Here is a 22,943-nt window from a genome sequence, read left to right on the forward strand (position 1 = left end):
GCTACAGGGTTCATTTCACTTCCGGTGGCGTGGTGAAGGTGTGATACGGCGCCGGTGACGGCACGCTCCATTCCAGACCTTCGGCGCCATCCCACGGTTTGGCCGGAGCCGGCTCGCCGCCACGGATGGTCTTGATCACGATGAACAGGAAGAAGATCTGCGTGGCACCGAACATGAACGCGCCAATCGACGAGACCATGTTGAAGTCGGCGAACTGCAGGTTGTAGTCCGGAATCCGCCGGGGCATGCCTGCCAGACCCACGAAGTGCATCGGGAAGAACGTCAGGTTCATGCCGACGAAGGACAGCCAGAAGTGCAGCTTGCCCAGGGTTTCGTCGTACATGTGGCCGGTCCATTTCGGCAGCCAGTAGTAGGCCGACGCGAAGATCCCGAAGATCGCCCCCGGCACCAGCACGTAGTGGAAGTGCGCGACCACGAAGTAGGTGTCCTGGTACTGGAAGTCCGCCGGGGCGATGGCCAGCATCAGCCCGGAGAAACCGCCGATCGAGAACAGGATCACGAACGCCACGGCAAACAGCATCGGCGTCTCGAAGGTCATCGAGCCTTGCCACATGGTGCTGGCCCAGTTGAACACCTTCACCCCGGTCGGCACCGCGATCAGCATCGTCGCGTACATGAAGAACAACTCGCCCACCAGCGGGATGCCCACCACGAACATGTGGTGCGCCCAGACGATGAACGACAGGAACGCGATGCTCGCCGTGGCGTAGACCATCGAGGTGTAGCCGAACAGCGGTTTGCGCGAGAAGGTCGGGATGATCTGGCTGACGGCACCGAAGGCCGGCAGGATCATGATGTACACCTCGGGGTGGCCGAAGAACCAGAACACATGCTGGAACAGCACCGGGTCACCGCCACCGGCGGCACTGAAGAAGCTGGTGCCGAAGTGGATGTCCATCAACATCATCGTCACGCACCCGGCCAGCACCGGCATCACCGCGATCAGCAGGAACGCGGTGATCAGCCAGGTCCAGACGAACAGCGGCATTTTCATCAGGGTCATGCCGGGGGCGCGCAGGTTGAGGATGGTGGCGATCACGTTGATCGCGCCCATGATCGAACTGATCCCCATCAGGTGGATGGCGAAGATGAAGAACGTCACGCTTTCCGGCGCATAGGTGGTGGACAGCGGTGCGTAGAACGTCCAGCCGAAGTTCGGCCCGCCACCGGGGGTGAACAGGGTCGAGACCAGCAGCAGGAACGCCGCCGGCAGCAGCCAGAAGCTGAAGTTGTTCATCCGCGGCAGGGCCATGTCCGGCGCGCCGACCATCAACGGGATCATCCAGTTGGCGAGGCCGACGAACGCCGGCATCACCGCGCCGAACACCATCACCAGGCCGTGCATGGTGGTCATCTGGTTGAAGAACGCAGGCTCGACGATCTGCAGGCCGGGCTGGAACAGCTCGGCGCGAATCACCATGGCAAACGAGCCGCCGAGCAGGAACATGCAGAACGCAAACCACAGGTACAGCGTGCCGATGTCCTTGTGGTTGGTGGTCAGCACCCAGCGCATCAGGCCTTTGGCGGGGCCGTGGGCGTGGTCGTGGTCGGCATGACCGTGGTCATCGATGACAGCGCTCATGGCCGGTCTCCTTCAAGTGAGTGGACTGGGCAAGCCGAGGCGCAAGGCCCCGACCGGTTCACGAAGTACGCAATAGACCGGCTCATTTGCTTTCCGCCTGTTTCAGCTCCAGCACTTCTTTTGGCGTGACCATGTCGCCCTTGTTGTTGCCCCAGGCGTTACGTTCGTAGGTCACGACCGCTGCGATATCGACTTCCGACAGCTGCTTGCCGAACGCCGCCATGGCGGTGCCGGGCTTGCCGTGGAAGACAATGCTCAGGTGCGCGTCTTTCGGGCCGGTGGCGATTTTCGAGCCCTTGAGGGCCGGGAACATCGGCGGCAGGCCCTGGCCTTCAGCCTGGTGACAGGCGACGCAGGTGGTGTGGTAGATCTTGTCGCCGCGCTCCTTGAGTTCGTCGAGGGTCCATTCCTTGCTGGTCAGCTCCTTGAGCTGCAACGCTTCGGCCTTGCGCTCGGCGAGCCATTTTTCGTAGTCGGCCTTCTCCTTGACGTCGACCACGATCGGCATGAAGCCGTGATCCTTGCCGCACAGTTCGGCGCACTGGCCACGGTAGAGGCCGGGCTTGTCGATGCGCGTCCAGGCTTCGTTGACGAACCCGGGAATCGCATCGCGCTTGACCGCGAAGGCCGGCACCCACCAGGAGTGGATCACGTCGGCGGAGGTCACGAGGAAGCGCACCTTGGCGCCGGTCGGCAGCACCAGCGGTTTGTCGACCTCGAGCAGGTAATGCTCGCCCTTGGCTTCCTTGTTGTGGATCTGCTCGGCGGGCGTGGCCAGGTTGCTGAAGAACTCGACGTCCTGGCCCAGGTATTTGTAGTGCCACTTCCACTGATACCCGGTGATCTGGATATCGATATCCGGCTCACTGGTGTCGTACATCTTGATCAGGGTCGCGGTCGCCGGAACGGCCATCGCCACCAGAATCAGCAGCGGGACGACGGTCCAGAGAATTTCGACGGTGGTGCTTTCGTGGAATTTTGCGGCGACCTGCCCGGTAGAACGGCGGTGCACCATCATCGACCAGAACATGGCGCCGAAGACGATGATCCCGATCACCACACAGATCCAGAAAATGGTCATGTGCAGGTCGAATACTGCGTGACTGATTTCAGTCGCTCCAGGCGCCATATTCACAGTCCAGGCAGCGTGCGCCGGGCTGAAAATCGACCACAACAGGAGGCCCATCCAGACGTGTGGATGTCGCATCATTGCGGGTTCCCCTTATCGTTCTTGTTATCCCGCCGGCTTTCGCCTGCGGCAAGGGATCGGCTGCATCAGACTACGAACTTGAATCGCCGGGCCTTGCTGCGGGTGCAGTCGGGCGTCATCAGCTAACTCCATTCACTGGCGAGTATAGACAGCGGCTGAAAAATGCAATGTGCGGACGTAAATCGAATGAAACAGCTGGCACTTGCGTTCCAGGGCACGAATGGAGAAGGATGCAGACGAGTGGTGGCAAACCGATATAACGCCGTTGCATCAAGGATGAAATAATTATGACAAATGCGTCTTAGCATTTTTCGTAAGCCAGCTAAGTTATGTCTTCCCTATTTCATTGCCTTGTTTCCTGGAGTTTTCATGAACACCGCCGCATTGCGCGAGCAGATCCACATAGCCCGACAACACGAGATTGAAACCGGAAAGCTGACCCGTCAGCTGGAAGCCCAACTGCAACACCTGCACCCGGCCATCCAGTTGCCGGAAACCGACGCCAACGGCGTGCTGACGCGTTTTGTCGCCGCCTACATCGACGAAGTGCCAGACCTGCTGGATGCAGCCAATGAAGTCGCCAGGGAAGCGGGAATCGAGTCGCAGATCAAACCGGTGCTGAAAATCGCCGAGCAGTACTTCCTCCAGCCGCCCGTGGGCTTGGACAGTCTGCTGGACGAAGCCTATCTGGCGCACCGTTTTGTCGAAGAGGTCAACGACCTGTACATCAAGCATTTCGGCCAGCCACTGATCCCCTTGGACATGACGGTCGCCAATCTGATTGCTCACCAGTTGATCGGTGAGGAATTTGCCAACCAACTCGACGAAGTGGTGCATCACGCGGTGGACAGCATGCTCGACGACGACAGCTTTGCGCTGGAGTCGGTGGAAGCCTACCGCGAGAAACTCAGCAGCCCGGACACCGGTGCGGCGTGGAAACGCTGGCCGTGCATGAGTCGCCGTCTGGGCGTGGGCCTGGAGCTGGATCAGCCTGCGGCTTGATCTCGGCGCAAACGATTGGGGGAACAGATTGCTCTGTTCCCCCAAATGTTTTCAGCCCGCCGCACCGATCCCGGTGGTGGTGCGGATCCGCCCCTCGAGCCGTCGTTTCAACCCGCGCGACTCGATCAACAGTTTCGCCCCCTTGGCCGCATTCGCCCGGCCCCACTCTTCGAGCAGTTCCAGACACGAATGGTCGATGTAGCTCAGGTTATTGAGCGGCACATGCACCGTCGTGCCCGGCGGAATGCTGCCCAGCACCTGCGTCAGTGCCGGCACTTTGAGGAACGTGGCCGCGCCCACCAGACGCAACTCCATTTCCCCGTCCTGCGGCAGATCGATCAGGCTGATTTTCAGGCGCGAGGCTTTGAACGCCAGTTTCACCAGGGTCAGGCCGAAACCAATCAGCACGCCGGTCAACAGGTCGGTGAAGATGATCGCCAGCGCCGTGGCGGCGTAGGTGAACATCGGCATCCGGCCATAGCGGCCCAGACCACGGAATGCTTTCAAGTCGACCAGTTTGAAACCGGTGTAGACCAGCACGCCCGCCAGACTCGCCACAGGAATGCTCTGCAACACGCTCGACAGCAACAGCACGAACGCCAGCAGCCACAGGCCATGGAAAATCGTCGAGTAGCGCGTGGTGGCGCCAGCCTGGACGTTGGCCGAACTGCGCACGATCACCCCGGTCATCGGCAGCGCGCCCACCAGACCGCAAAGCATGTTGCCGACACCTTGCGCCGACAGCTCACGGTCGAAATCCGAACGTGGGCCGCTGTGCATGCGATCCACCGCGGCGGCGGACAGCAGGGTTTCGGCGCTGGCGATGAAGGCCACAGCGAACGCGGCGATCAGCAGCGTCGGGTCGGCCAGGCTGAGCAGATCCGCCGGTTTCAGCCAGTCGATGGCTTCGGCCAGATTCTCTGGCACTTCAACCCGTTTCACTTGCAGCGCCAACAACAGGCTGGCGCCGGTTGCCAGCCCGACCCCGAGCAGCGCGCCCGGAATGAAGCGCAGCGAATGCGGGCGGAATTTCTCCCACAGCCACATCACGGCGATGGTCGAAAGCCCGAGCAACCCGGCCTGCCAGCCAAGGGACGGCAAGGCCTGCGCCACCGCGCCGGGGAATGCCGTGAGGTTGTCCAGACCAGACGGTTTCGGCGCGGCATCCAGCATCACATGTACCTGCGACAGCACAATCAGCACGCCAATCCCCGCCAGCATGCCGTACACCACCGCTGGCGCCGTGACCCGGAACCAGCAACCGAGCTTCAGCCGTCCGGCCACCAGTTGCAGAAAACCGGCGAGCAGCAGGATCGGCCCGAGCATTTCGATGCCGTGCTGGCGCACCAGCTCGAACACCAGCACCGCCAGACCCGCCGCCGGCCCGCTGACCTGCAACGGCGAACCCGCCAGCCAGCCCACCACCAGACCGCCGATGATCCCGGTGATCAGGCCTTTGGCCGGTGGCAGCCCTGACGCAATGGCAATGCCCATGCACAGCGGCAGGGCGACCAGAAACACAACCACTGAAGCGAGCAGCTCCCGTGGCAACACAGCTTTCAATTGAGCCGCACGCATGGCGATACTCCCGAAGTTTTCTTCAGGCGTGGCGAGGCCTGGCCGCTGAAACAGCGGCCGGCGTCAAACCACACAGATTTTTAGGAGGATTTAGAAGCGCGCTTTGGGCGTCGCCACCGGGATCGGATGGCTGCCGTCGAGCGGCAGGAAGCAACCCTGATCCGCGTCGTAAGCTTTGATTTCGCTGGTTTCGATGTTGTAGACCCAGCCATGGATGAACAGATGACCGTTCGCCATGCGCGAGGCTACCGAAGGATGGGTACGCAAGTGCTGCAGTTGGGCGATGACGTTTTCCTCGGTGAGGATCGGCATGCTTTCTTTTTCGTCGGTACAGTTGCAGTTGTCATGCACCATGGTTTTCGCGACTTCGGCATGGCGCAGCCAGGCTTTGACCGTCGGCATTTTTTCCAGGCTGTCCGGGTTGAGCACCGCACGCATGGCGCCGCAATCGGAGTGGCCGCAGATGATGATGTGCTGCACGCCAAGGGCCAGAACCGCGTATTCGATGGCGGTGGAAACGCCACCGTTCATCTGGCCATAGGGTGGCACCACGTTGCCGACGTTACGGGTCACGAACAGATCGCCGGGCGAACTCTGGGTGATCAGTTCGGGCACGATGCGCGAGTCGGCGCAGGTGATGAACATCGCCCGTGGCGACTGGGCCGTGGCGAGTTTCTTGAAGAGTTCTTCCTGCTGCGGAAAGACCTCATGATGAAAATGCAAAAAGCCGTCAACGATATGCTTCAACGCTGCATCGGCGGATTCCGCCACAGGGGCGGCTTGCGCCGACGCAGCCAACGGCTGTTTATCCTTGTCACTCATGATTCATCCTCATTGGCGGATTCGGGGAGTCGTTCCCGTGTATTCCGGTGTGAAGCCAGTGGCTGTTTAGAACATCCGGGTCATCCCGACCCGTCAGTCACTCGATGAACAAGGTAACCGCCGAAACTTAACTCAAACTGAATCAAGCGCTCTAGAACGTGTGTTCCAGGTCACAAAAAACGTGACCGGCGTAAACCGGGCCAAGCATTCCTTCCTCTCAACCATAGGCCAATTGTCCCTAAATCAGCGCCATCTGGCGACCCGGCGGACAGAAGGCCGTGCAATCGAGATTGAAGCCTTCACGGTGATTGAGCCCAAGGCGTTTGAGTGCTTTGGCGAAGCGTTGGGCGAGCAGGTCGGCAAATGGCCCCTCGCCGCGCATTCGGACACCGAAACGGCTGTCGTACAGCTCGCCGCCCCGGCTCTGGCGGATCAGGCTCAGCACATGCGCCGCACGCTGCGGGTAGTGCGCCTCAAGCCATTCCTCGAACAGCGGCGCTACTTCCAGCGGCAGGCGCAGCATCATGTAGGCTGCGCTCTGGGCACCGGCGGCGTGGGCTTCGGTCAGCAGGCTTTCGATCTCGCTGTCGTTGATCATCGGAATCATCGGCGAACACAGCACACCCACCGGAATCCCCGCCTCGCGCATCACCCGGATCGCCCGCAACCGGGCCTTGGGCGCGGCGGCGCGGGGTTCGAGGATGCGTTTGAGCTCGTCGTCCAGGGTGGTGAGGCTGATCATCACCGCCACCAGCCGCTGTTGTGCCAGTTCGGTGAGCAGGTCGAGATCGCGCAGGATCAGCGAGCCTTTGGTGACAATGGTCACCGGATGCCGGTAGCGCAGCAGCACTTCGAGGGTCTGGCGGGTGATCCGGTGTTCGCGTTCGATCGGCTGATAGGGATCGGTATTGGAGCCAAGGTTGATCGGCGCGCATTGATAGCCTTTTTTCCCCAGCTGTTCTTCCAGCACCTGGGCGGCGTTGGTCTTGGCGATCAGTTTGGTTTCGAAATCCAGCCCCGGCGACATGTCCCAATAAGCGTGGCTGGGCCGTGCGTAGCAATAAATGCAGCCATGCTCACAGCCGCGATAGGGATTGATCGAGCGGTCGAAGGGCAAGTCCGGCGAGGTGTTGCGGGTGATGATGGTCTTCGCGGTTTCGAAGCTGACTTCGGTGCCCTGGGTCAAAGGCACTTCCTGAAACCAGCCGTCATCTTCGGCCACCGAACGACTCGGCGCGAAGCGGTTGTGCGGGTTGGTGGCGGTGCCGCGACCGCGCGGAGGAAGAGGGATGGACATGGCAGCGCCTCGATACTGTGTGTATATACAGTATCGAGGCACTGTCGATCTGACTAGTGCCGTTGGGCGAACAGTCAGTTGTGTTGTGTCACCTGGCCGAGGTCATCGGTCGAGGTGTGCGTCATGCCTTCCTTGCGCAACTCGGCCACATCAGCGGCCTTGACCGGCGCGCCCTTGTTGCCCCAACTACCACGAATAAAGCTCACGACATCCGCCACTTCCTGATCCGACAGACGCCAGGCGAAACCCGGCATGGTGAAGGTGGACGGCGCCGTGTGCGTCGCAGGCAGGGTGCCGCCCTTGAGCACGATGTGAATAAGCGAAGTCGGGTCGTCCGATTGCAGCACCGGATTGCCTGCCAGCGCCGGGAACACCCGGGTGTAGCCGTGGCCGTCCGTGCGGTGGCACGCCGCGCAGTTGTCGATGTACACCGCCGCACCGCGCTGACTGTCGTCACCGTTCCACAACGCCTTGGCGGCTTTTTCGTCGTACTGGTGCGGCTGGTCGGCAGGGTCATTGGCCGGCAGCGATTTCAGGTAACGGGCAATCGCGGTCAGGTCGGCGTCGGTCATGTACTGCATGCTGTGGGTGACCACGTCGCTCATGCCGCCGAACACCGCGCTGCGGTCGCTGCGACCGGTCTTGAGGAACTGCACCAGTTGTTCCTCGGTCCAGCTGCCGAGGCCGTCCTTGTGGTCGCCGCGCAGGCTCTTGGCGATCCAGCCTTCCAGCGGCGCACTGCCTGACAGAAAACTGCTGCCTTCGGCCGCGCTCAGGGATTTTTCCTGCATGGTCAGGGCCCGTGGCGTATGGCAGGCGCCGCAATGTCCGAGGCCTTCCACCAGATACGCCCCACGGCTGACGACGGCATCGTCCGACGCCGGTTTGTAGTCCTCGACCTTCGGCGCGAACAGCCAGCGCCAGCCCATCAGCGGCCAGCGCATGCTCAATGGCCAAGGGATGTCGCTGGCCTTGTTCTCCTGCGCCACCGGTTCCACGCCGTGCATGAAGTAGGCGTAAAGCGCCTGCATGTCGGTTTCGCTGACGCGGGCGTAGGACGGGTACGGCATCGCCGGGTACAAGGTACTGCCGTTTTTGGCCACGCCCTGGCGCACGGCCTGGTCGAAGTCCTCGAAACTGTAGTCACCGATGCCGGTTTTATCCGGGGTGATGTTGGTCGAGTAGATCGTGCCGATCGGGGTTTCCATCGGCAGGCCACCGGCGAACGGCTTGCCGTCCTTGGCCGTGTGGCAGGCTACGCAGTCGCCGGCGCGGGCGAGGTATTCGCCTTGTTTGATCAAGGATTGATCAATTTCGGCGCCATGAACGGCAGTGCTGCCGAGCAGCGCCAGGGTCGCGATAACGAGAGTCTTCATGGTCATCGCTCCTTAAGCCTGAACCAGCGGGCCGGGGTTTTTCAGGTACTGCTCGCGGATCGCTTTCGCCGACCAGTAGGTCAGCGCAGCGACCAGGCCGGTCGGGTTGTAACCCAGGCCTTGCGGGAATGCCGAGGCGCCCGGGACGAATACGTTGTGCACGTCCCAACTCTGCAGGTAGCGGTTGAGCGCGCTGGTCTTCGGATCGGTGCCCATGATCGCGCCACCGTTGAGGTGGGTGGTCTGGTACGACGCGGTGTTGAAGTGGTCGCCGACTTTCTTGCCGATCACGGCGATGGCTTTCGGGCCCATGGCCTCGGCGATCTTGCCCATTTTCTCGACCATGAAGCGGTTCATCTTGATGTCGTTTTCCTGCCAGTCGAACGTCATCCGCAGCAGCGGCATGCCGTAGGCATCGCGGTACACCGGGTCCAGATCGAGGTAGTTGCCACGGTAGGACTGATGCGCGCCGTGGGCATCCATCGACACCTGGTGGGTGTAGTAATCGGCGGTCGCGCGTTTCCACGCACTGCCCCAGGCCGGAGTGCCCGGCGGGTTGGAGGTGCCGGCGATCGGTCGGCTGCCGGCCTGGTTGACCCACATCGGCGAGCCACCGACGAAGCCATGCGGCCCGTGATCGAAGTTGTCGGCGTTGAAGTCATCCACCGCCACACCGTTGCCGCCGGCGCCGATGAAGTTGTTGGTGTGAGTGTCCTTGTCGAAGAACGCCTTGATCGTGGCCATGTTCTGGTAGGCGAAGTTACGCCCGACCACGCCTTCACCACTGACCGGGTCGTACGGTTTGCCGATGCCGGAGAGCAGCATCAGGCGCACGTTGTGCAACTGGAACGCGCCGAGGATCACCAGATCCGCCGGTTGCTCGATCTCGCGACCCTGACCGTCGATGTAGGTGACGCCGGTGGCCTTGGTTTTCGTGCTGTCGAGGTTGACCCGCAGCACATGAGCGTTAGGCCGCAGTTCGAAATTCGGCAGCGGCTTCAGCGCCGGCAGAATGTTCACGTTCGGCGACGCCTTGGAATACATGTAGCAAACGTAACCACTGCAGAAACCGCAGAAATTGCACGGGCCCATCTGCGCGCCGTAAGGGTTGGTGTACGGCCCTGAAGTATTCGCGGAAGGCAGGTTGTAGGGTTTGTAGCCAACCTCCGTAGCCGCTTTGCCGAACAGCTGTGCGGAAACCGTGTTCTTCTGCGCTTCCAGCGGGAACGGGTTCGAGCGATCCGGGGCGTATGGGTTGCCGCCCTTGCCCTGACCGACCAGTTGGCCTTTCACGGTCCAGGCCTGACCGGAGGTGCCGAAGACTTTTTCGGCGAAATCGAAGAACGGCTCCAGCTCTTCATAGCTGACGCCGAAGTCCTGGATGGTCATGTCCTTGGGGATGAAACTCTTGCCGTAGCGCTCTTCGTAGTGGCTGCGCATGCGCAACTCGATCGGGTCGACCCGAAAGTGCACACCCGACCAGTGCAGCCCGGCGCCGCCCACGCCATTGCCCGGCAGGAACGCGCCCAACTGACGGTTCGGCAGGGCGATGTCGTTGACGCTGTGGCGGATGGTGACGGTTTCCTTGGAAACGTCCTGGAAGAGTTTTTTCCGCACGCTGTAGGTGAGTTCGTCGATCACCTGGGGATAGTTGCCGTCCGGGTAGGTGTCCTGCATCGGCCCGCGTTCCAGCGCCAGCACGTTGAGCCCGGCTTCGGTCAGCTCCTTGGCCATGATCGCGCCCGTCCAGCCGAAACCGACGATCACTGCGTCGACCTTCTTCATTACCGTTGCCATGCTCACGCCCTCTCGCCGCGAATCGAAACTGCCGGGAAGGGGTACTGCTCGTTGCGTTCCACCCAATCCATGAAATCGGCGCGGGCGCCGGGGAAGCCGATCATGGTCCAGCCGACCATGCCTTTGTTGCCGCCGTGGATCGGGTCGCAGAAGAACCCTTCCTTGGTGTTTTGCAGCAGCAGACTGAAGAAAATCTTCGACGGAACCGCGTCGAATTGCGGTTTTCCGGCTTCAAGCTGCTTGAGCAGATCGTCTCGGGTAGCGCTGTCTTGCTCGGCAAATGTTTTACCGTTGATGGATTTTGCCCACTGATCCGTGGCGGCGATGCCGAGGCGATAGATCTCTTTTGGCACCAGTTTGCTCTGCCAGCCCATCTCCGGCGCGGCGTCGGCATTGAACGGGCCCTGCATGTACCAAAGCGCACCGGCGGCGTACGGGGTGTTCATCTGACGGTCGATGTATTCCGGCACGCCAGCTTCGAGTGCACCTGGACCTTGCGAATCGTTGGGGATCAATTGCGCGACGGCGGCATTGATGAACGCCCACTCTTCGGCAGTGAAGTAGCTCGGCTGATAAGGGCTGGCTTCAACCGCGGCCGATTTTGCCGGGGCGGTAGCAGGCGCGCTTTCGGGCGCTGCTTGCAGCACCGTGCTGCCGAGACCGCTGCCGGCGAGGGTGACGACCGGAATAAGGGTCAGGGATTTGCGCAAAAACTCACGCCGCGGGTTGTCTCGATCTTCATCAGACATGGGGATGCACCTCATCAGGCATTGATGGTTGTCAGCCGTTTCTGCGAACGGCTCAAGAATTTTCTGGCTGCGACGTGGCCGGAATGACCGGGAGAAGGGGGACGCGTCTGCAACATGATGTGACAAATGGTAGCAGGCTAAGCAACCAGATGAACCGATTCAGCCAAAAAAAGACCGCTTTTCGACCAAGGGAACCGGTGTCTTCACGATTCTTTTACAAGCGCCTCACAGGGATTTGACTGCGAGGCTCGCAAGCTGCGGCCTTCACTGACGAAACCCACACGGTCGCCGTAAAGCATGTTCCTGACGCGTTTTTCCTCCGCATTCTGTTTGTCGCTGTTTGCGCTGTTCAGCTGGATTCCCGCTCAGGCCGCGGAAACTCCGGCTTCCCGTCCCGTCGAGTGGGCGCAACCGGTAGAAGTGCAATACAACCTCTTCCAGATGTCGCCCACGCTGTATCGCAGCGCGCTCCCGGATGACGGCGCGGTGCCGTTGCTGAACAACCTGAAGGTGGCCACGGTCATCAACTTCCTGCCGGAAGCGGATTCCAGCTGGCTGAAAGCCCCCGGTATCCATCAGGTGCAATTGCCCTATCGCACCAATCATGTGGACGACAGTGATGTGCTCAAGACCCTGCGTGCCATCCAGTCCGCCGAAGCCGATGGCCCGGTGTTGATGCACTGCAAGCACGGCTCCGATCGCACCGGCCTGATGGCGGCTATGTACCGAATCGTCGTGCAGGGCTGGAGCAAGGAAGACGCCCTGAACGAAATGACCCAGGGCGGCTTTGGTGAGAGTGGGCACTTCCGGGACAGCGTGCGCTACGTGATGCAGGCCGATGTCGATAAATTGCGTACCGCGCTGGCCAATGGCGATTGCAGCACCAGCGCGTTTGCCACGTGCTCGATGAAGAGCTGGTTTCAGACGGTCAATCTGAAGTAACTCGTCCGGCCTCTCCGTCAACGAGGCCGGCGACCGGCCGGCCGATGAACGCTTCCACCGCGTCCAGCAATGGACGCCCCGCACCCGGCGCAAAGAACGTTGCACGAAACTCACGGCCGGTTTGCGCGTTGAACACCCAGTCCCGGCTGAAGCGCTTGAACGCTTCCTCAGCCAGCACGCCCGACCAGACGTAGGCGTAAACCGAGGCGTCGTACTGGGTCACCATGTAATCGAAACCATTGGCGAACCGGTGATCGTCCGGCAGTTGCAGAGGAGCCAGACTGCGCTGCGCATCGGTGCAAACCTCCTCGACCGAGCGCCCATCGCCGTGGGTCAGGTGCAGTTCGAAGTCGATCATCGCCCCCATCAGTAACAGGGCCTGCTGGCGGCTGGAGTGGGCCTGAGCAGTTGACAGTACCGCGTCGACCCGTGCGGGGCTCAAGCGCTCGCCGGTTTGAAAATGCGCGCCGAGCCACAGCACAAACTCCTGCGACAAACACCACTGCTCGAACAATTGTCCGGAAAACTCCGCCGCTTCATGCCCGAGTTGCAGAATGCCGGACAGGCTGTGATGGGGCGAGCGCGTCAGCACGTGCTGGAGGCAATGGCCAAACTCATGAAACAGCACCCGCAGATCGTCGATTTCGAGCCGGCACGGATGGGTATCGGTGGCCGGTGTGAAATTGCTGTAGAGCAGGGCAATCGGCAGCGCCGGGCGGCCTTCGGCGTTGATCCGGCGATTGCGCAGCGTGGAGGTGCCGGGGAAGTCCACCGCGTTGTCGCGGTGAAACGGATCGAGGTAGATGTAGCCGATGACCTGTTCATGCTCGCTGATTTCCAGCAGGCGCACATCGTCATGCCAGTGGCCGCCACCGGACCGCTCGACGATGCGGATCCCGAACATCCGTTCGCAGAACAGAAAGAGCCTGCGCAGGGTGCCTTCGAGCGGGAAGTAATCCCGCAGGTTTTCCAGCGCACCGGGAAACTGCTGCTGGCGCCATTGTTCGGCGAGGAAATCTTCGTCCCACGGCTGGACCCGGTCGATTCCGCGTTGCTGCGCGAAGGCCGCCAGTTGTTCTGCATCCTGCGCGAGGGTGGGTGTCAGCTGCGCCGCCTGACGCTTGAGAAAGCCACTGACCCATTCCGTCGTCCGGGTGCTGTTTTTGGCCAGACTCAGTTGCGCGGCGTTTTCATGGCCGAGCAAACGGGCTTTCTGCTGGCGCAGGGCGAGCAGCTTCTTCAGCACCGGGCCGTTATCGAAGCGGCCGGCCAGTGGGCCCCGATCGGAGGCGCGGGTCATGTAGGCAACGTAGCATTCCTCTCGCAAGGCGCGGTTCTCGGCGTACTTGAGGATGTGCTGGCAGGTGTTCTGGTCCAGCCGGATCAGCCAGCCGTCATGGCCGGCCTCGCGTGCGGCGAGTGCCAGCCGATTCGTCATCGCCGACGACAGGCCCGCAAGCAGCGCAATATCGTCTACACGTTTGCTCCACGCCTCGGTCCAGCGCTCGAGGTTGTCGAGAAACACGTACTCCAGCCCGCCGATCTCGCGGTTCAACCGCGCCAGTTCCTGTTGCTGTTCAGCAGGAAGCTCGATGCCCGACTGCTTGAATCGGCGCAGAATCCGCGACAGTGCAATGTTGCGCGACTCATCGAAACTGCCGGCGATCGAACTCTGCGCCAAACGCTGGTAAGCCTCGTACAACGGGCGATTTCGGGCTTTTTCGGAGCGATACTGATTGATCGCCAGATGCGCCTTGGCGCTTTCCACGAGCCAGGTGGCATCGTCGGATCTGACCATCGACAACGTTTCGAGAATCGAGCGGAGTTCACCGAGGCGCGCGTCGGCCTCGTCGATGCTCAGCACCAGATCATCCCAGCCGGGATGTTCGGTCTGACTGGCGATCACTTGGGCGATGACTCGCTGGTTGTCGGCAATGATGCCGTTGACGGCCGGCAGCAGGTGCTCGGCTCGAATCGCTGGCCACGGTGGCAGCGTCCAGTGTTGCAGGAGGGGATTGGTGTCGGGCATGGCAGCTTCCTTCGAGGCGTGGCACAAAGGGCCAGCCTACGAAGCAAGTGCGGGGGACAGGTGTTAAGCCAATACCACCTTCCACCGACGAATCGGGGAAGGTGGTTCTGGATCAGTGCTGCTCGTCGGGCTTTTTCTTCAGCTTCGGATTCGGGAAGAATTGCACCGCCTGAACCGTTTTGTCCGGTGCCGGCTTGAGCGCGCTGGTGTTGACCCTCGTGCCCAGTTCTTTCGGTACCGAAAGCCCTTGGGCATTCAGCGTATCGCTGTAGCCGCACGCCACGCATTCGCGGTGCGGGACATCGTCCTCGCTCCACATCATCAGTTTGTCCGGCTCGCTGCACGCCGGGCAGACCGCCCCGGCGATAAAGCGTTTTTTGGTCTTCACGGGTGCCTCACTCATGCTGCCGCGTCCTCACTCAGGCCGCTGTGGCGCAAGAGTGCGTCAATCGACGGCTCACGGCCACGGAAGTCGACGAACAGCACCATCGGTTCCTGCGAGCCGCCACGGGCCAGGATTGCCTCGCGGAAGGCGCGACCGGTGTCGGCATTCAGCACGCCGTCTTCTTCGAACTTCGAGAAGGCATCCGCCGACAACACTTCCGCCCACTTGTAGCTGTAGTAACCCGCCGCGTAACCGCCGGCGAAGATGTGCGCGAAGCTGTTAGGGAAGCGGTTGTAGGCCGGAGGACGCATTACCGAGACTTCGTTGCGCACGCCTTCGAGCACCTGCGCAACGCTGCGGCCGTCACCGTGGGTGGCGTGCAGTTCGAAGTCGAACAGCGAGAACTCCAGTTGACGCACCATCATCAGGCCGGACTGGAAGTTCTTCGCTGCGAGCATTTTTTCCAGCAGATCCTGCGGCAGCGGCTCGCCGGTTTCGTAGTGGCCGGAAATCAGCGCGAGGCCTTCCGGCTCCCAGCACCAGTTTTCCATGAACTGGCTCGGCAGCTCGACCGCGTCCCACGCCACGCCGTTGATACCGGACACGCCGGCATGCTCGACGCGGGTCAGCAGGTGATGCAGGCCGTGGCCGAATTCGTGGAACAGGGTGGTCACTTCATCGTGGGTCAGCAGCGCAGGCTTGCCGCTGTCGGCCGGGGTGAAGTTGCACACCAGGTTGGCCACCGGGCTTTGCAGTACGCCGTCGAGGGTGCGGCGACGGTCGCGGGCGCCGTCCATCCAGGCGCCGCCGCGCTTGTTGGCACGGGCGTAGAGGTCGAAGAAGAAGCGCCCGACGTGCTGGCCGTTTTCCTTGATCTCGAACAGGCGTACATCCGGGTGCCAGGTGTCGAAGCCTTTCAGTTCGGCGATTTCGATGCCGTACAGGCGCTGAACGATGGCGAACAGGCCGCCCAGCACCTTGTCGATCGGGAAGTAGGCGCGCAGGGTTTCCTGGGCGACGCTGTAGCGTTGTTCACGGAGTTTTTCACCGTAGAAACCGCTGTCCCAGCTTTGCAGATCGGCGCAGCCCTGCTCGGCGGCGTAAGCCTTGAGCTGTTGCAGATCCTGGGCGGCAAACGGTTTGCTGCGTTTGGCCAGATCGCGCAGGAAGCTCAGCACCTGATCGCTGGACTCGGCCATTTTGGTGGCCAGGCTCAGCTCGGAGAAGCTGGAGAAACCGAGCAGTTTGGCCAGCTCCTGACGCAGGTCGAGGATTTCGCCCATCACCGGGCCGTTGTCGTTCTGGCCGGCGTTCGGGCCTTGATCCGACGCACGGGTGCAGTAGGCGGCGTAGACTTCTTCACGCAGCGCACGGTCCTGGGCGTAGGTCATTACCGCGTAGTAGCTCGGGAATTCCAGGGTGATCAGCCAGCCGTCGAGGCCTTTGGCCTGTGCGGCAGCGGCCATTTGCGCCTTGGCCGAATCGGTCAGGCCGGCGAGGGCGGCTTCGTCGGTCAGGTGCTTGGTCCAGGCCTGGGTGGCGTCGAGCAACTGGTTGGAGAAGCGGCTGCCCAGCTCGGACAGCTTGCTCTGCACTTCGGCGTAGCGCTTCTGTTCGGCTTCCGGCAGGTCGATGCCCGACAGACGGAAATCGCGCAGGGCATGCTCCAGAATGGTTTTCTGAGCCACGTCGAAACCGGCGGCTTCCGGGCTGTTGGCCAAAGCTTCATAGGCCTGGAACAGTTCGCGGTTCTGGCCCATTTCGGTGGAATAGGCGCTCAATGCCGGCAGGCACGACTCGTAGGCTTCACGCAGTTCGGCGCTGTTGCACACGGCATTGAGGTGGCTGACCGGGCTCCAGGCTGCGCCCAGGCGATCATTGAGTTCGTCCATCGCCAGCACCAGCCCGGCCCAGGTCGGGTTCTGGCCCTGGGTCTTGAGGATTTCGGCAATGGCGGCGCGGTTGTCGGCCAGGATGGTTTCGATGGCCGGCTGCACGTGTTCGGCACGGATCGCGGAGAACGGCGGCAGGTCGTAGGACTGCAGAAGAGGGTTGTTCACGCTCACGGTTGGCACCTTGGCTGGAAGAAACATGCGCCCATCTTAATTACAATCGACACCCACCGCAGCTATCGGCGACAGAGAGAGAACTAATCGTGTCCCTTCGCAAGTACCAGAATCACACCCCACGTTTGAGCCAAGGCGCTTTTGTCGACGGCTCCGCGGTGGTGATCGGCGACGTCGAAATCGGTGAAGACAGCTCCGTGTGGCCGCTGACCGTGATCCGTGGCGACATGCACCGCATCCGCATCGGCGCGCGCACCAGCGTGCAGGACGGCTGCGTGTTGCACATCACCCACGCCGGGCCGTTCAATCCCGATGGCTTCCCGCTGCTGATCGGCGATGACGTGACCATCGCCCACAAGGTCATGCTGCATGGCTGCACGGTCGGCAGCCGCGTGTTGATCGGCATGGGCAGCATCGTCATGGACGGCGCGGTGGTCGAGGACGACGTGATCATCGGCGCCGGCAGCCTGGTGCCACCGGGCAAGCGTCTGGAAAGCGGTTTTCTGTACGTGGGCAGCCCGGTGAAACAGGTTCGTCCGCTGACCGACAAGGAAAACGCCTTTTTCACCTACAGCGCGGCGAACTACGTGAAGCTCAAGGACCTGCATCTGGCTGAAGGCTACGACCAGCTCTGATTTTTCTCTCTATTGCCCGGGATTTTTCATGCATTACCAGACCGTTCTATTCGACCTCGACGGCACTCTCACCGATCCGCGTGAGGGCATCACCCGCTCCATCCAGTTCGCCTTGAGCAAACTCGGCATCGACGAGCCGGACCTGACCAAACTGGAACACTTCATCGGCCCGCCGCTGTTGCAGGCGTTCATGCAGTTTTATGGTTTTGATGAAGCCAAGGCGTGGGAGGCGGTGAATTTCTACCGCGAGCGCTTCAAGGTCACCGGCCTGTACGAGAACCGGGTGTTCGACGGCGTCACACCGTTGCTGGAAACCCTGAGCGGCCAGGGCCGTCAGCTGTATATCGCGACGTCGAAGCCTTGGGTGTTCGCCCGGGAAATCGCCCGGCACTTTGATTTCGCCAGACACTTCAAGGTGATCTACGGCAGCGAACTGGATGGCACCCGCACCAACAAGGTCGAGCTGATTGCCCACCTGGTGGCCGAGGAAGGGCTGGATCCGGCCAATACGCTGATGATCGGTGACCGCAAGCACGACCTGATCGGTGCTCGCAGCAACGGTCTGGATGCGGCGGCCGTGGGTTACGGTTTTGGCAGCCATGAAGAGCTGAGCGCCGAAGCGCCGGCGTATCACTTCGAGACGCTGGCGGAGTTGCATCAGGCGTTTTTGCAGCGCTGATCATCAATCCGGGCGAAGGGCAGCCAGCTCACGCAGCGCTGTCTTGCGCTTGTCCGCCGGTAATCCGCCCAGATGTTCGACCCGCGCATAAAACTGCGGCCAATCTCCCTTCACCTGCCCGAACAACGCCGCAAACGCCGGCACCCACTGGTCATACAGCCCGAACGGCAACAGCCGTGCGTTGTTCAACGGCGCATTGACCCAGGCGTCATAGCGTTTGTCGCCGGACCACTGGCCATCGCGCATCGCTCGATAATCCTGTCGAAACCGTTCGAACTCCGCCGCCTTGCGCTCGCGCATCTGCGCCGTTGCGAGTGGTCGTGCATAGAGTTTTTCGAGGCGTGAACGGGTATCGAGGATCAGCTGAATGAACTGATCCCGCTGCTTCAGCTTCGAGTCGTTTTCCGGGGGCAAGCCACGAAACGCTCGCCACTGCCGCGTACCCTCCTGCTCGACGAAGGTGGCGAAAGACTCGTTGAACTCGGTGTCGTCCTTCACATAGAAACGCTGGTGGGCCAGCTCATGGAAGATCAGCGTCGCCAGACGCTCGTCGCCCCAGCCCATCATCGAATTGAGGATCGGGTCGTTGAACCAGCCCAGGGTGGAGTAGGCCTCGACGCCGCCGATCGACACGTCCATGCCTTGCAGGCGTTGAATCGCGGCTTCACCCCGCGCCGCGCTCTGGCTGTAATAGCCGCGATAGGCCACGCAACCGGCAATCGGGAAGCAATGGTTCTGTGGGCTCAGGGAAAACTCCGGAGTGGCGAACACATTCCACACGACAAACGGCCGACCGATGTCGGCATAGAGGCGATAGCTTTGGTTGTCCGGCAGATGCAGGTGTTCGCTGGCGAAAGCCCGGGCTTTTTGTGACTGGGCGAGATGAGTGCGCAGTTTGGCATCGCGAGCCGGGTCGGCGATCACCTTGGCCACCGGCTCCCGCGCCCGCAAAAGCTGCAGCTGACCGCTGGCCAGCTGGCTGTAATAGCTCAGGCTTGAGCAACCGTTGAGCAACAAAATCATCACACCCGGAAACAAAATCCGCAAAACGCGATCAAGTAACCCATGGCTTGGAAGCGGCCTGATCAAAATAAGAAATCCCCCCGGAAAGTCTGCCCAAGACTATCCCGCCCATTGGAGCTCCGCTATGCGCATGTTGATACTGACAGGAAGCGTGCTGACGCTGGCCGGTTGTGCCGGATTCGGAATGCCGACCCCTGACCCCTCGCAAGCCTGGATCGATCTGGATGCACGGCAACAGGACACGGCGTTGCAGGCGCTGGAAGTCGACAAAAAGGCTGCCGTCGATCATCGTTACTTCGAAGTGCAGCCCGGCAGTCATGAGCTGACGGTGCGTTATCAATTCCCGGTCGAGGCGACCAACATCGGCCCGGATGCTGAGCCGCTGTGGCGCGATTGTCAGTTGAACGTGAAATTCAAGGATTTCAACGCCGGCCAGCGTTATCAGTTGCAGGCGGGAAGCATCGGTTTCCGTCCGTGGGCCAAGCTCTATGACCAACAACGCAACGTGGTGGGCCAAGGCACGCCGGCGGGCTGCCAGCGAACCTGATCGGCGTTATGCTGGATGTCCGAACTCACGGACATCCATCATGCGCACGTTGATGCTGTTGCTGGCCGCAGGCGTACTCGCCGGTTGCCAGACACCGTTGCCCCCCGTCGACCCGAACATGGCCTGGGTCGAATTCTCCACGCCAACCCCCGGTGGGAAACTGCTGATGGCCGAGCGTCTCGACAACAGGCGGCTGACTGACGGGCGCTTCTTTCAGGTCACGCCCGGCAGCCACGAACTGCGGGTGCGCTTCGACTTTGAAGTGTTCGGCGGAGGTGGCAGCCTGATGACCGGCCCCGTTGAGCGGTTGTGCTATCTGACCATCCGCTACGATCATTTCGAGGCGGGCCAGCGTTACTTGCTCGAAGGCCGTTCGCTGGCGTTTACCCCGAGTGCCCGCCTGTACAACGACAAGCGGGAAATCGTCGCCGAGGACCGCGAAGTCAACTGCATCATCTGAGGCGTATCAGCGGTCGTTCTTCTGATAAATGATCTTTTTTGTGCCGTTGTCACAGGTGCCGACGATCATGGCGATGTCGTGTTTTTTAGCCTCTTCCTTCGAGACTATCTCCAGGGTGTAGGAGGGCACGGCTTTCGCCTGAATCTTGATTTCGATCTCTTGCTTGAGTTCTTCGCAGTCTTTGGGCGCTGCGAAGGCCGACGTTGCCAGCACGCCACAGATAACCGCCAAGGCAAAACGTTTCATGGTTGAAGCTCCATCGAAGCAGCGCGCACGAAGATGCGCGAAAGCTGCTGTCATTTATTCGACCACATTTTTGCCTGGCGGGTTCTGATCCGGCTCAATCCGTCAGCCAACCAGCGACGCGTCGAGACTGATCTTCGCATTCAGCACCTTGGACACCGGGCAACCTTCCTTGGCCTTGTTGCTCAGCTCTTCGAACTGCGCCTGGGTCGCTCCCGGAATTTTTGCCTTGAGGATCAGTTTTACCGCGGTGATCGCGAAGCCGCCATCCACCTGATCCAGCGTGACCTCGGCCTGGGTGTCGATGCTGTCGGCCTTGAGCCCGGCGTCGCCGAGAATCATCGAGAACGCCATGGAGAAACAGCCCGCATGGGCGGCGCCGATCAGTTCTTCCGGATTGGTGCCCTTGCCGCCCTCAAAGCGTGCCTTGAAGCCGTAGGGCGCTTCACGCAGGACGCCGGTTTCGGTGGAAATCGAGCCGATGCCGGTTTTCAGGTCACCTTCCCAATGCGCGGATGCCTTCTTCACGATAGCCATGTGTGCCTCCTTCAATTCGGGCGCGAAACGCCGCGCCGTCGTGGTTTTTACCTGCAAGGCTTCTGAGGATAGACGCCGGAACAAAGTTCAGCCCAAGTGAATCGTTGACTTTTTTAGTAGGAAATTTCGGATCGGCTATTGAAACTCGGGTATATGCCCTTATTGCACAGAACACGCTTATGAATTGGGCAGGTTTGCGTTCGCCAAGAACACACCTGCGCCCTCAATCGGAGATGCAGGTTTATGAAGCAACTGTCCGACGTAAAATTTTCCACCCTCGATCTGGTGCCGGTGCGCGAGAACGGCAGCCCGGCGCAGTCGCTGCGCAATTCGCTGGATCTGGCGCAGCATGTCGAGAAGTTTGGCTACACGCGGTTCTGGGTCGCCGAGCACCACAACATGGATGGCATCGCCAGTTCCGCCACCTCGGTGTTGCTGGGCTACCTGGCCGGCGGCACGTCGACTATCCGGGTCGGTTCTGGTGGCGTGATGCTGCCCAACCACGCGCCGCTGGTGATCGCCGAGCAGTTCGGCACCCTCGAAAGCCTGTACCCGGGGCGGATCGACCTCGGTCTGGGCCGTGCGCCGGGTTCTGATCAGATGACCGCACGTGCCCTGCGCCGTGAGCGCTCCGGCAGTGCCGATGACTTCCCCGAGGACGTGGCAGAGCTGGTGCGCTTCCTCGGCCCGCGCACCCCGGATCAGCGGGTGATCGCGATGCCGGGCACCGGCACCAATGTGCCGATCTGGCTGCTCGGCTCCAGTTTGTTCAGTGCGCAATTGGCCGGCGAGCGCGGTTTGCCCTACGCCTTCGCCTCGCATTTCGCACCGCGCTTCATGCATGAGGCGATCCGCGTCTACCGCAATCACTTCAAGCCATCGGCGGTGCTTGATAAACCGTACGTAATGCTTGGCGTGCCGCTGGTGGCCGCTGACACCGATGAGCAGGCTGATTACCTGGCGACCTCGGTGTACCAGCGAATTCTCGCGTTGATGCGTGGGCAAAGTCTGGTGCAGCGTCCGCCGGTGAAAACCATGGACGGACTGTGGCTGCCACACGAGCGTGAGGCGGTGGGGGATTTCCTCGGTCTGGCGATGGTCGGGAGTCCGCAGAAAATCCGCGCGAAACTCGAAGTGCTGATCGAACAGACCCAGGCTGACGAACTGATCTTCACCTGCGACCTGTATGAACACGCCGATCGCCTGCATTCCTACGAGCTGCTGGCGCAGGTCATGAAGGGCTGAGCCCGATCGCCGCGCACAAAAAAGCCGACGCATTGCGTCGGCTTTTGTTTTTCTGGCGTGATCAGCCGCGGGTGTAGACGATCTCTTTGGCGCCGCCTTCACAGGTGCCGACGACTTTGCCGGCACTGGCTGTACCCTTGTCGACAATCTCCAGCGAATACCCGGAAACGTTCTTAGCATCCAGCTTGGCCGCAATTTCAGCCTTCAGTTCTTCACAGGGCTTGCCGGCAGCAAACGCACCACCCGCAAGGCTCAACAAACCTACCGCCAACATGAACTTCTTCATCGGTCGCACTCCCTGGTCGGATTAAAAAAGGCGGGCATCGAGCCGTTCGCCCGATGCGCTCACCTTGTAGCGCTTTGCCATTCCTATGGCACTCGGCCAGCGCGCAAGTTCAGAAGCGTAGACCAAACTCAGCTGCTGGCAATCCGGAACCCGACTTTCAGGGTCACTTGAAAGTGCGCTGCCTTGCCGTCCTTGATGTGGCCGCGGGTTTCGGTCACTTCGAACCATTCCAGATGCTTGATGCTCTTGTTGGCCTCGGCCAGCGCATTGTTGATGGCGTCTTCAATGCTGCTGGTGGACGAACCGACCAGCTCGACTTTCTTGTAGGTGTGATGGTCACTCATGGTGTTCTCCTTGAAGTGTGCAATTGAGCCTAGCAGCGATTTGCCGTGTTGATTTCGGCGATCCGGGAGAGGGGAAGTTCAGATTTTC

General features: G+C 61.1%; 23 protein-coding genes. 7 read left to right on the top strand and 16 right to left on the bottom strand.

The annotated features are described in order from the left end of the window. Nucleotides 1-10 precede the first annotated feature (10 nt). Nucleotides 11-1,603: a cytochrome c oxidase subunit I gene (gene ctaD / locus AC0R79_RS01455; protein WP_007953983.1), complete on the bottom strand. Its 1,593-nt coding sequence runs from the start codon at nucleotides 1,601-1,603 to the stop codon at nucleotides 11-13. An 82-nt stretch (nucleotides 1,604-1,685) separates the two neighbouring features. Next, nucleotides 1,686-2,813: a cytochrome c oxidase subunit II gene (gene coxB / locus AC0R79_RS01460; protein ID WP_085606416.1), complete on the bottom strand. Its 1,128-nt coding sequence runs from the start codon at nucleotides 2,811-2,813 to the stop codon at nucleotides 1,686-1,688. Between the two features lie 369 nt (nucleotides 2,814-3,182). Here coxB and AC0R79_RS01465 point away from each other — a divergent pair, with 369 nt between their 5' ends. Next, complete coding sequence (locus tag AC0R79_RS01465; protein WP_129973324.1) at nucleotides 3,183-3,815, top strand: hypothetical protein; 633 nt, start codon at nucleotides 3,183-3,185, stop codon at nucleotides 3,813-3,815. Between the two features lie 51 nt (nucleotides 3,816-3,866). On the opposite strand, the gene AC0R79_RS01470 is transcribed toward AC0R79_RS01465, so the two are convergent. The 6 genes from AC0R79_RS01470 to AC0R79_RS01495 form a co-directional block, all read right to left on the bottom strand. Then, a complete protein-coding gene (locus tag AC0R79_RS01470; RefSeq protein ID WP_085606418.1) occupies nucleotides 3,867-5,393 on the bottom strand; it encodes a SulP family inorganic anion transporter in 1,527 nt (508 codons plus the stop codon). 90 nt (nucleotides 5,394-5,483) lie between these two features. After that, entirely contained in the window at nucleotides 5,484-6,215 is a 732-nt protein-coding gene (locus tag AC0R79_RS01475; RefSeq protein ID WP_127796512.1) for a carbonic anhydrase, read from the bottom strand. A gap of 238 nt (nucleotides 6,216-6,453) precedes the next feature. After that, nucleotides 6,454-7,512 carry a PA0069 family radical SAM protein gene (locus tag AC0R79_RS01480; RefSeq protein ID WP_375744723.1) on the bottom strand — a complete coding sequence of 353 codons (1,059 nt, stop codon included), beginning with the start codon at nucleotides 7,510-7,512 and terminating at the stop codon, nucleotides 6,454-6,456. Nucleotides 7,513-7,586: 74 nt separating this feature from the next. Further along, nucleotides 7,587-8,888 (bottom strand): c-type cytochrome, encoded by a 1,302-nt coding sequence (locus AC0R79_RS01485; protein ID WP_474732895.1) that lies wholly within the window; start codon nucleotides 8,886-8,888, stop codon nucleotides 7,587-7,589. 12 nt (nucleotides 8,889-8,900) lie between these two features. Then, nucleotides 8,901-10,685 (bottom strand): GMC family oxidoreductase, encoded by a 1,785-nt coding sequence (locus AC0R79_RS01490; RefSeq protein WP_007953975.1) that lies wholly within the window; start codon nucleotides 10,683-10,685, stop codon nucleotides 8,901-8,903. 2 nt (nucleotides 10,686-10,687) lie between these two features. After that, nucleotides 10,688-11,434, bottom strand: coding sequence for a gluconate 2-dehydrogenase subunit 3 family protein (locus tag AC0R79_RS01495; protein ID WP_127796515.1), 747 nt, complete (start codon nucleotides 11,432-11,434; stop codon nucleotides 10,688-10,690). 297 nt (nucleotides 11,435-11,731) lie between these two features. On the opposite strand from AC0R79_RS01495, the gene AC0R79_RS01500 reads away from it, so the two are divergent. Then, the gene (locus tag AC0R79_RS01500) at nucleotides 11,732-12,376 is read left to right on the top strand and encodes a phosphatase domain-containing protein (protein ID WP_474732897.1); all 645 of its coding nucleotides are present in this window, start codon (nucleotides 11,732-11,734) and stop codon (nucleotides 12,374-12,376) included. On the opposite strand, the gene AC0R79_RS01505 is transcribed toward AC0R79_RS01500, so the two are convergent. The 3 genes from AC0R79_RS01505 to prlC form a co-directional block, all read right to left on the bottom strand. Next, complete coding sequence (locus tag AC0R79_RS01505; protein ID WP_474732899.1) at nucleotides 12,363-14,405, bottom strand: M3 family metallopeptidase; 2,043 nt, start codon at nucleotides 14,403-14,405, stop codon at nucleotides 12,363-12,365. The two genes, AC0R79_RS01500 and AC0R79_RS01505, sit on opposite strands and share 14 nt — an antisense overlap. A 112-nt stretch (nucleotides 14,406-14,517) precedes the next feature. Then, entirely contained in the window at nucleotides 14,518-14,808 is a 291-nt protein-coding gene (locus AC0R79_RS01510) for a YheV family putative zinc ribbon protein (protein WP_007953955.1), read from the bottom strand. Continuing rightward, on the bottom strand, nucleotides 14,805-16,883 hold the full coding sequence (prlC, locus tag AC0R79_RS01515; protein ID WP_170929373.1) for an oligopeptidase A: 2,079 nt from the start codon (nucleotides 16,881-16,883) through the stop codon (nucleotides 14,805-14,807). The genes AC0R79_RS01510 and prlC overlap by 4 nt, the downstream gene beginning before the upstream one ends. A gap of 62 nt (nucleotides 16,884-16,945) precedes the next feature. Between prlC and AC0R79_RS01520 the strand changes: the two genes are divergently transcribed. Both AC0R79_RS01520 and AC0R79_RS01525 read left to right on the top strand, forming a co-directional pair. After that, complete coding sequence (locus AC0R79_RS01520) at nucleotides 16,946-17,491, top strand: gamma carbonic anhydrase family protein (RefSeq protein ID WP_064379538.1); 546 nt, start codon at nucleotides 16,946-16,948, stop codon at nucleotides 17,489-17,491. Nucleotides 17,492-17,519: 28 nt separating this feature from the next. Further along, complete coding sequence (locus tag AC0R79_RS01525; RefSeq protein WP_127796519.1) at nucleotides 17,520-18,170, top strand: HAD family hydrolase; 651 nt, start codon at nucleotides 17,520-17,522, stop codon at nucleotides 18,168-18,170. 3 nt (nucleotides 18,171-18,173) lie between these two features. Here the strand turns inward: AC0R79_RS01525 and AC0R79_RS01530 are convergent, their stop codons facing one another. After that, a complete protein-coding gene (locus AC0R79_RS01530; RefSeq protein ID WP_474732902.1) occupies nucleotides 18,174-19,259 on the bottom strand; it encodes an aminopeptidase in 1,086 nt (361 codons plus the stop codon). Between the two features lie 58 nt (nucleotides 19,260-19,317). On the opposite strand from AC0R79_RS01530, the gene AC0R79_RS01535 reads away from it, so the two are divergent. Both AC0R79_RS01535 and AC0R79_RS01540 read left to right on the top strand, forming a co-directional pair. Next, nucleotides 19,318-19,740: a PA0061/PA0062 family lipoprotein gene (locus tag AC0R79_RS01535; protein ID WP_127796521.1), complete on the top strand. Its 423-nt coding sequence runs from the start codon at nucleotides 19,318-19,320 to the stop codon at nucleotides 19,738-19,740. 40 nt (nucleotides 19,741-19,780) lie between these two features. Continuing rightward, nucleotides 19,781-20,200: a PA0061/PA0062 family lipoprotein gene (locus AC0R79_RS01540; RefSeq protein ID WP_007953944.1), complete on the top strand. Its 420-nt coding sequence runs from the start codon at nucleotides 19,781-19,783 to the stop codon at nucleotides 20,198-20,200. Between the two features lie 6 nt (nucleotides 20,201-20,206). Here the strand turns inward: AC0R79_RS01540 and AC0R79_RS01545 are convergent, their stop codons facing one another. Next, a complete protein-coding gene (locus tag AC0R79_RS01545) occupies nucleotides 20,207-20,446 on the bottom strand; it encodes a DUF1161 domain-containing protein (protein ID WP_127796522.1) in 240 nt (79 codons plus the stop codon). Between the two features lie 102 nt (nucleotides 20,447-20,548). Then, complete coding sequence (locus AC0R79_RS01550) at nucleotides 20,549-20,980, bottom strand: OsmC family protein (RefSeq protein WP_007953923.1); 432 nt, start codon at nucleotides 20,978-20,980, stop codon at nucleotides 20,549-20,551. A gap of 243 nt (nucleotides 20,981-21,223) precedes the next feature. On the opposite strand from AC0R79_RS01550, the gene AC0R79_RS01555 reads away from it, so the two are divergent. Then, nucleotides 21,224-22,225, top strand: coding sequence for an LLM class flavin-dependent oxidoreductase (locus AC0R79_RS01555; protein WP_065260633.1), 1,002 nt, complete (start codon nucleotides 21,224-21,226; stop codon nucleotides 22,223-22,225). 61 nt (nucleotides 22,226-22,286) lie between these two features. Here AC0R79_RS01555 and AC0R79_RS01560 read toward each other — a convergent pair whose 3' ends face one another. Both AC0R79_RS01560 and AC0R79_RS01565 read right to left on the bottom strand, forming a co-directional pair. After that, the gene (locus AC0R79_RS01560) at nucleotides 22,287-22,511 is read right to left on the bottom strand and encodes a DUF1161 domain-containing protein (protein WP_474732905.1); all 225 of its coding nucleotides are present in this window, start codon (nucleotides 22,509-22,511) and stop codon (nucleotides 22,287-22,289) included. A gap of 128 nt (nucleotides 22,512-22,639) precedes the next feature. Beyond that, on the bottom strand, nucleotides 22,640-22,855 hold the full coding sequence (locus AC0R79_RS01565; protein ID WP_007953919.1) for a dodecin: 216 nt from the start codon (nucleotides 22,853-22,855) through the stop codon (nucleotides 22,640-22,642). Nucleotides 22,856-22,943: the final 88 nt, after the last annotated feature.

The organism is Pseudomonas sp. HD57-3 (genome assembly GCF_056113135.1).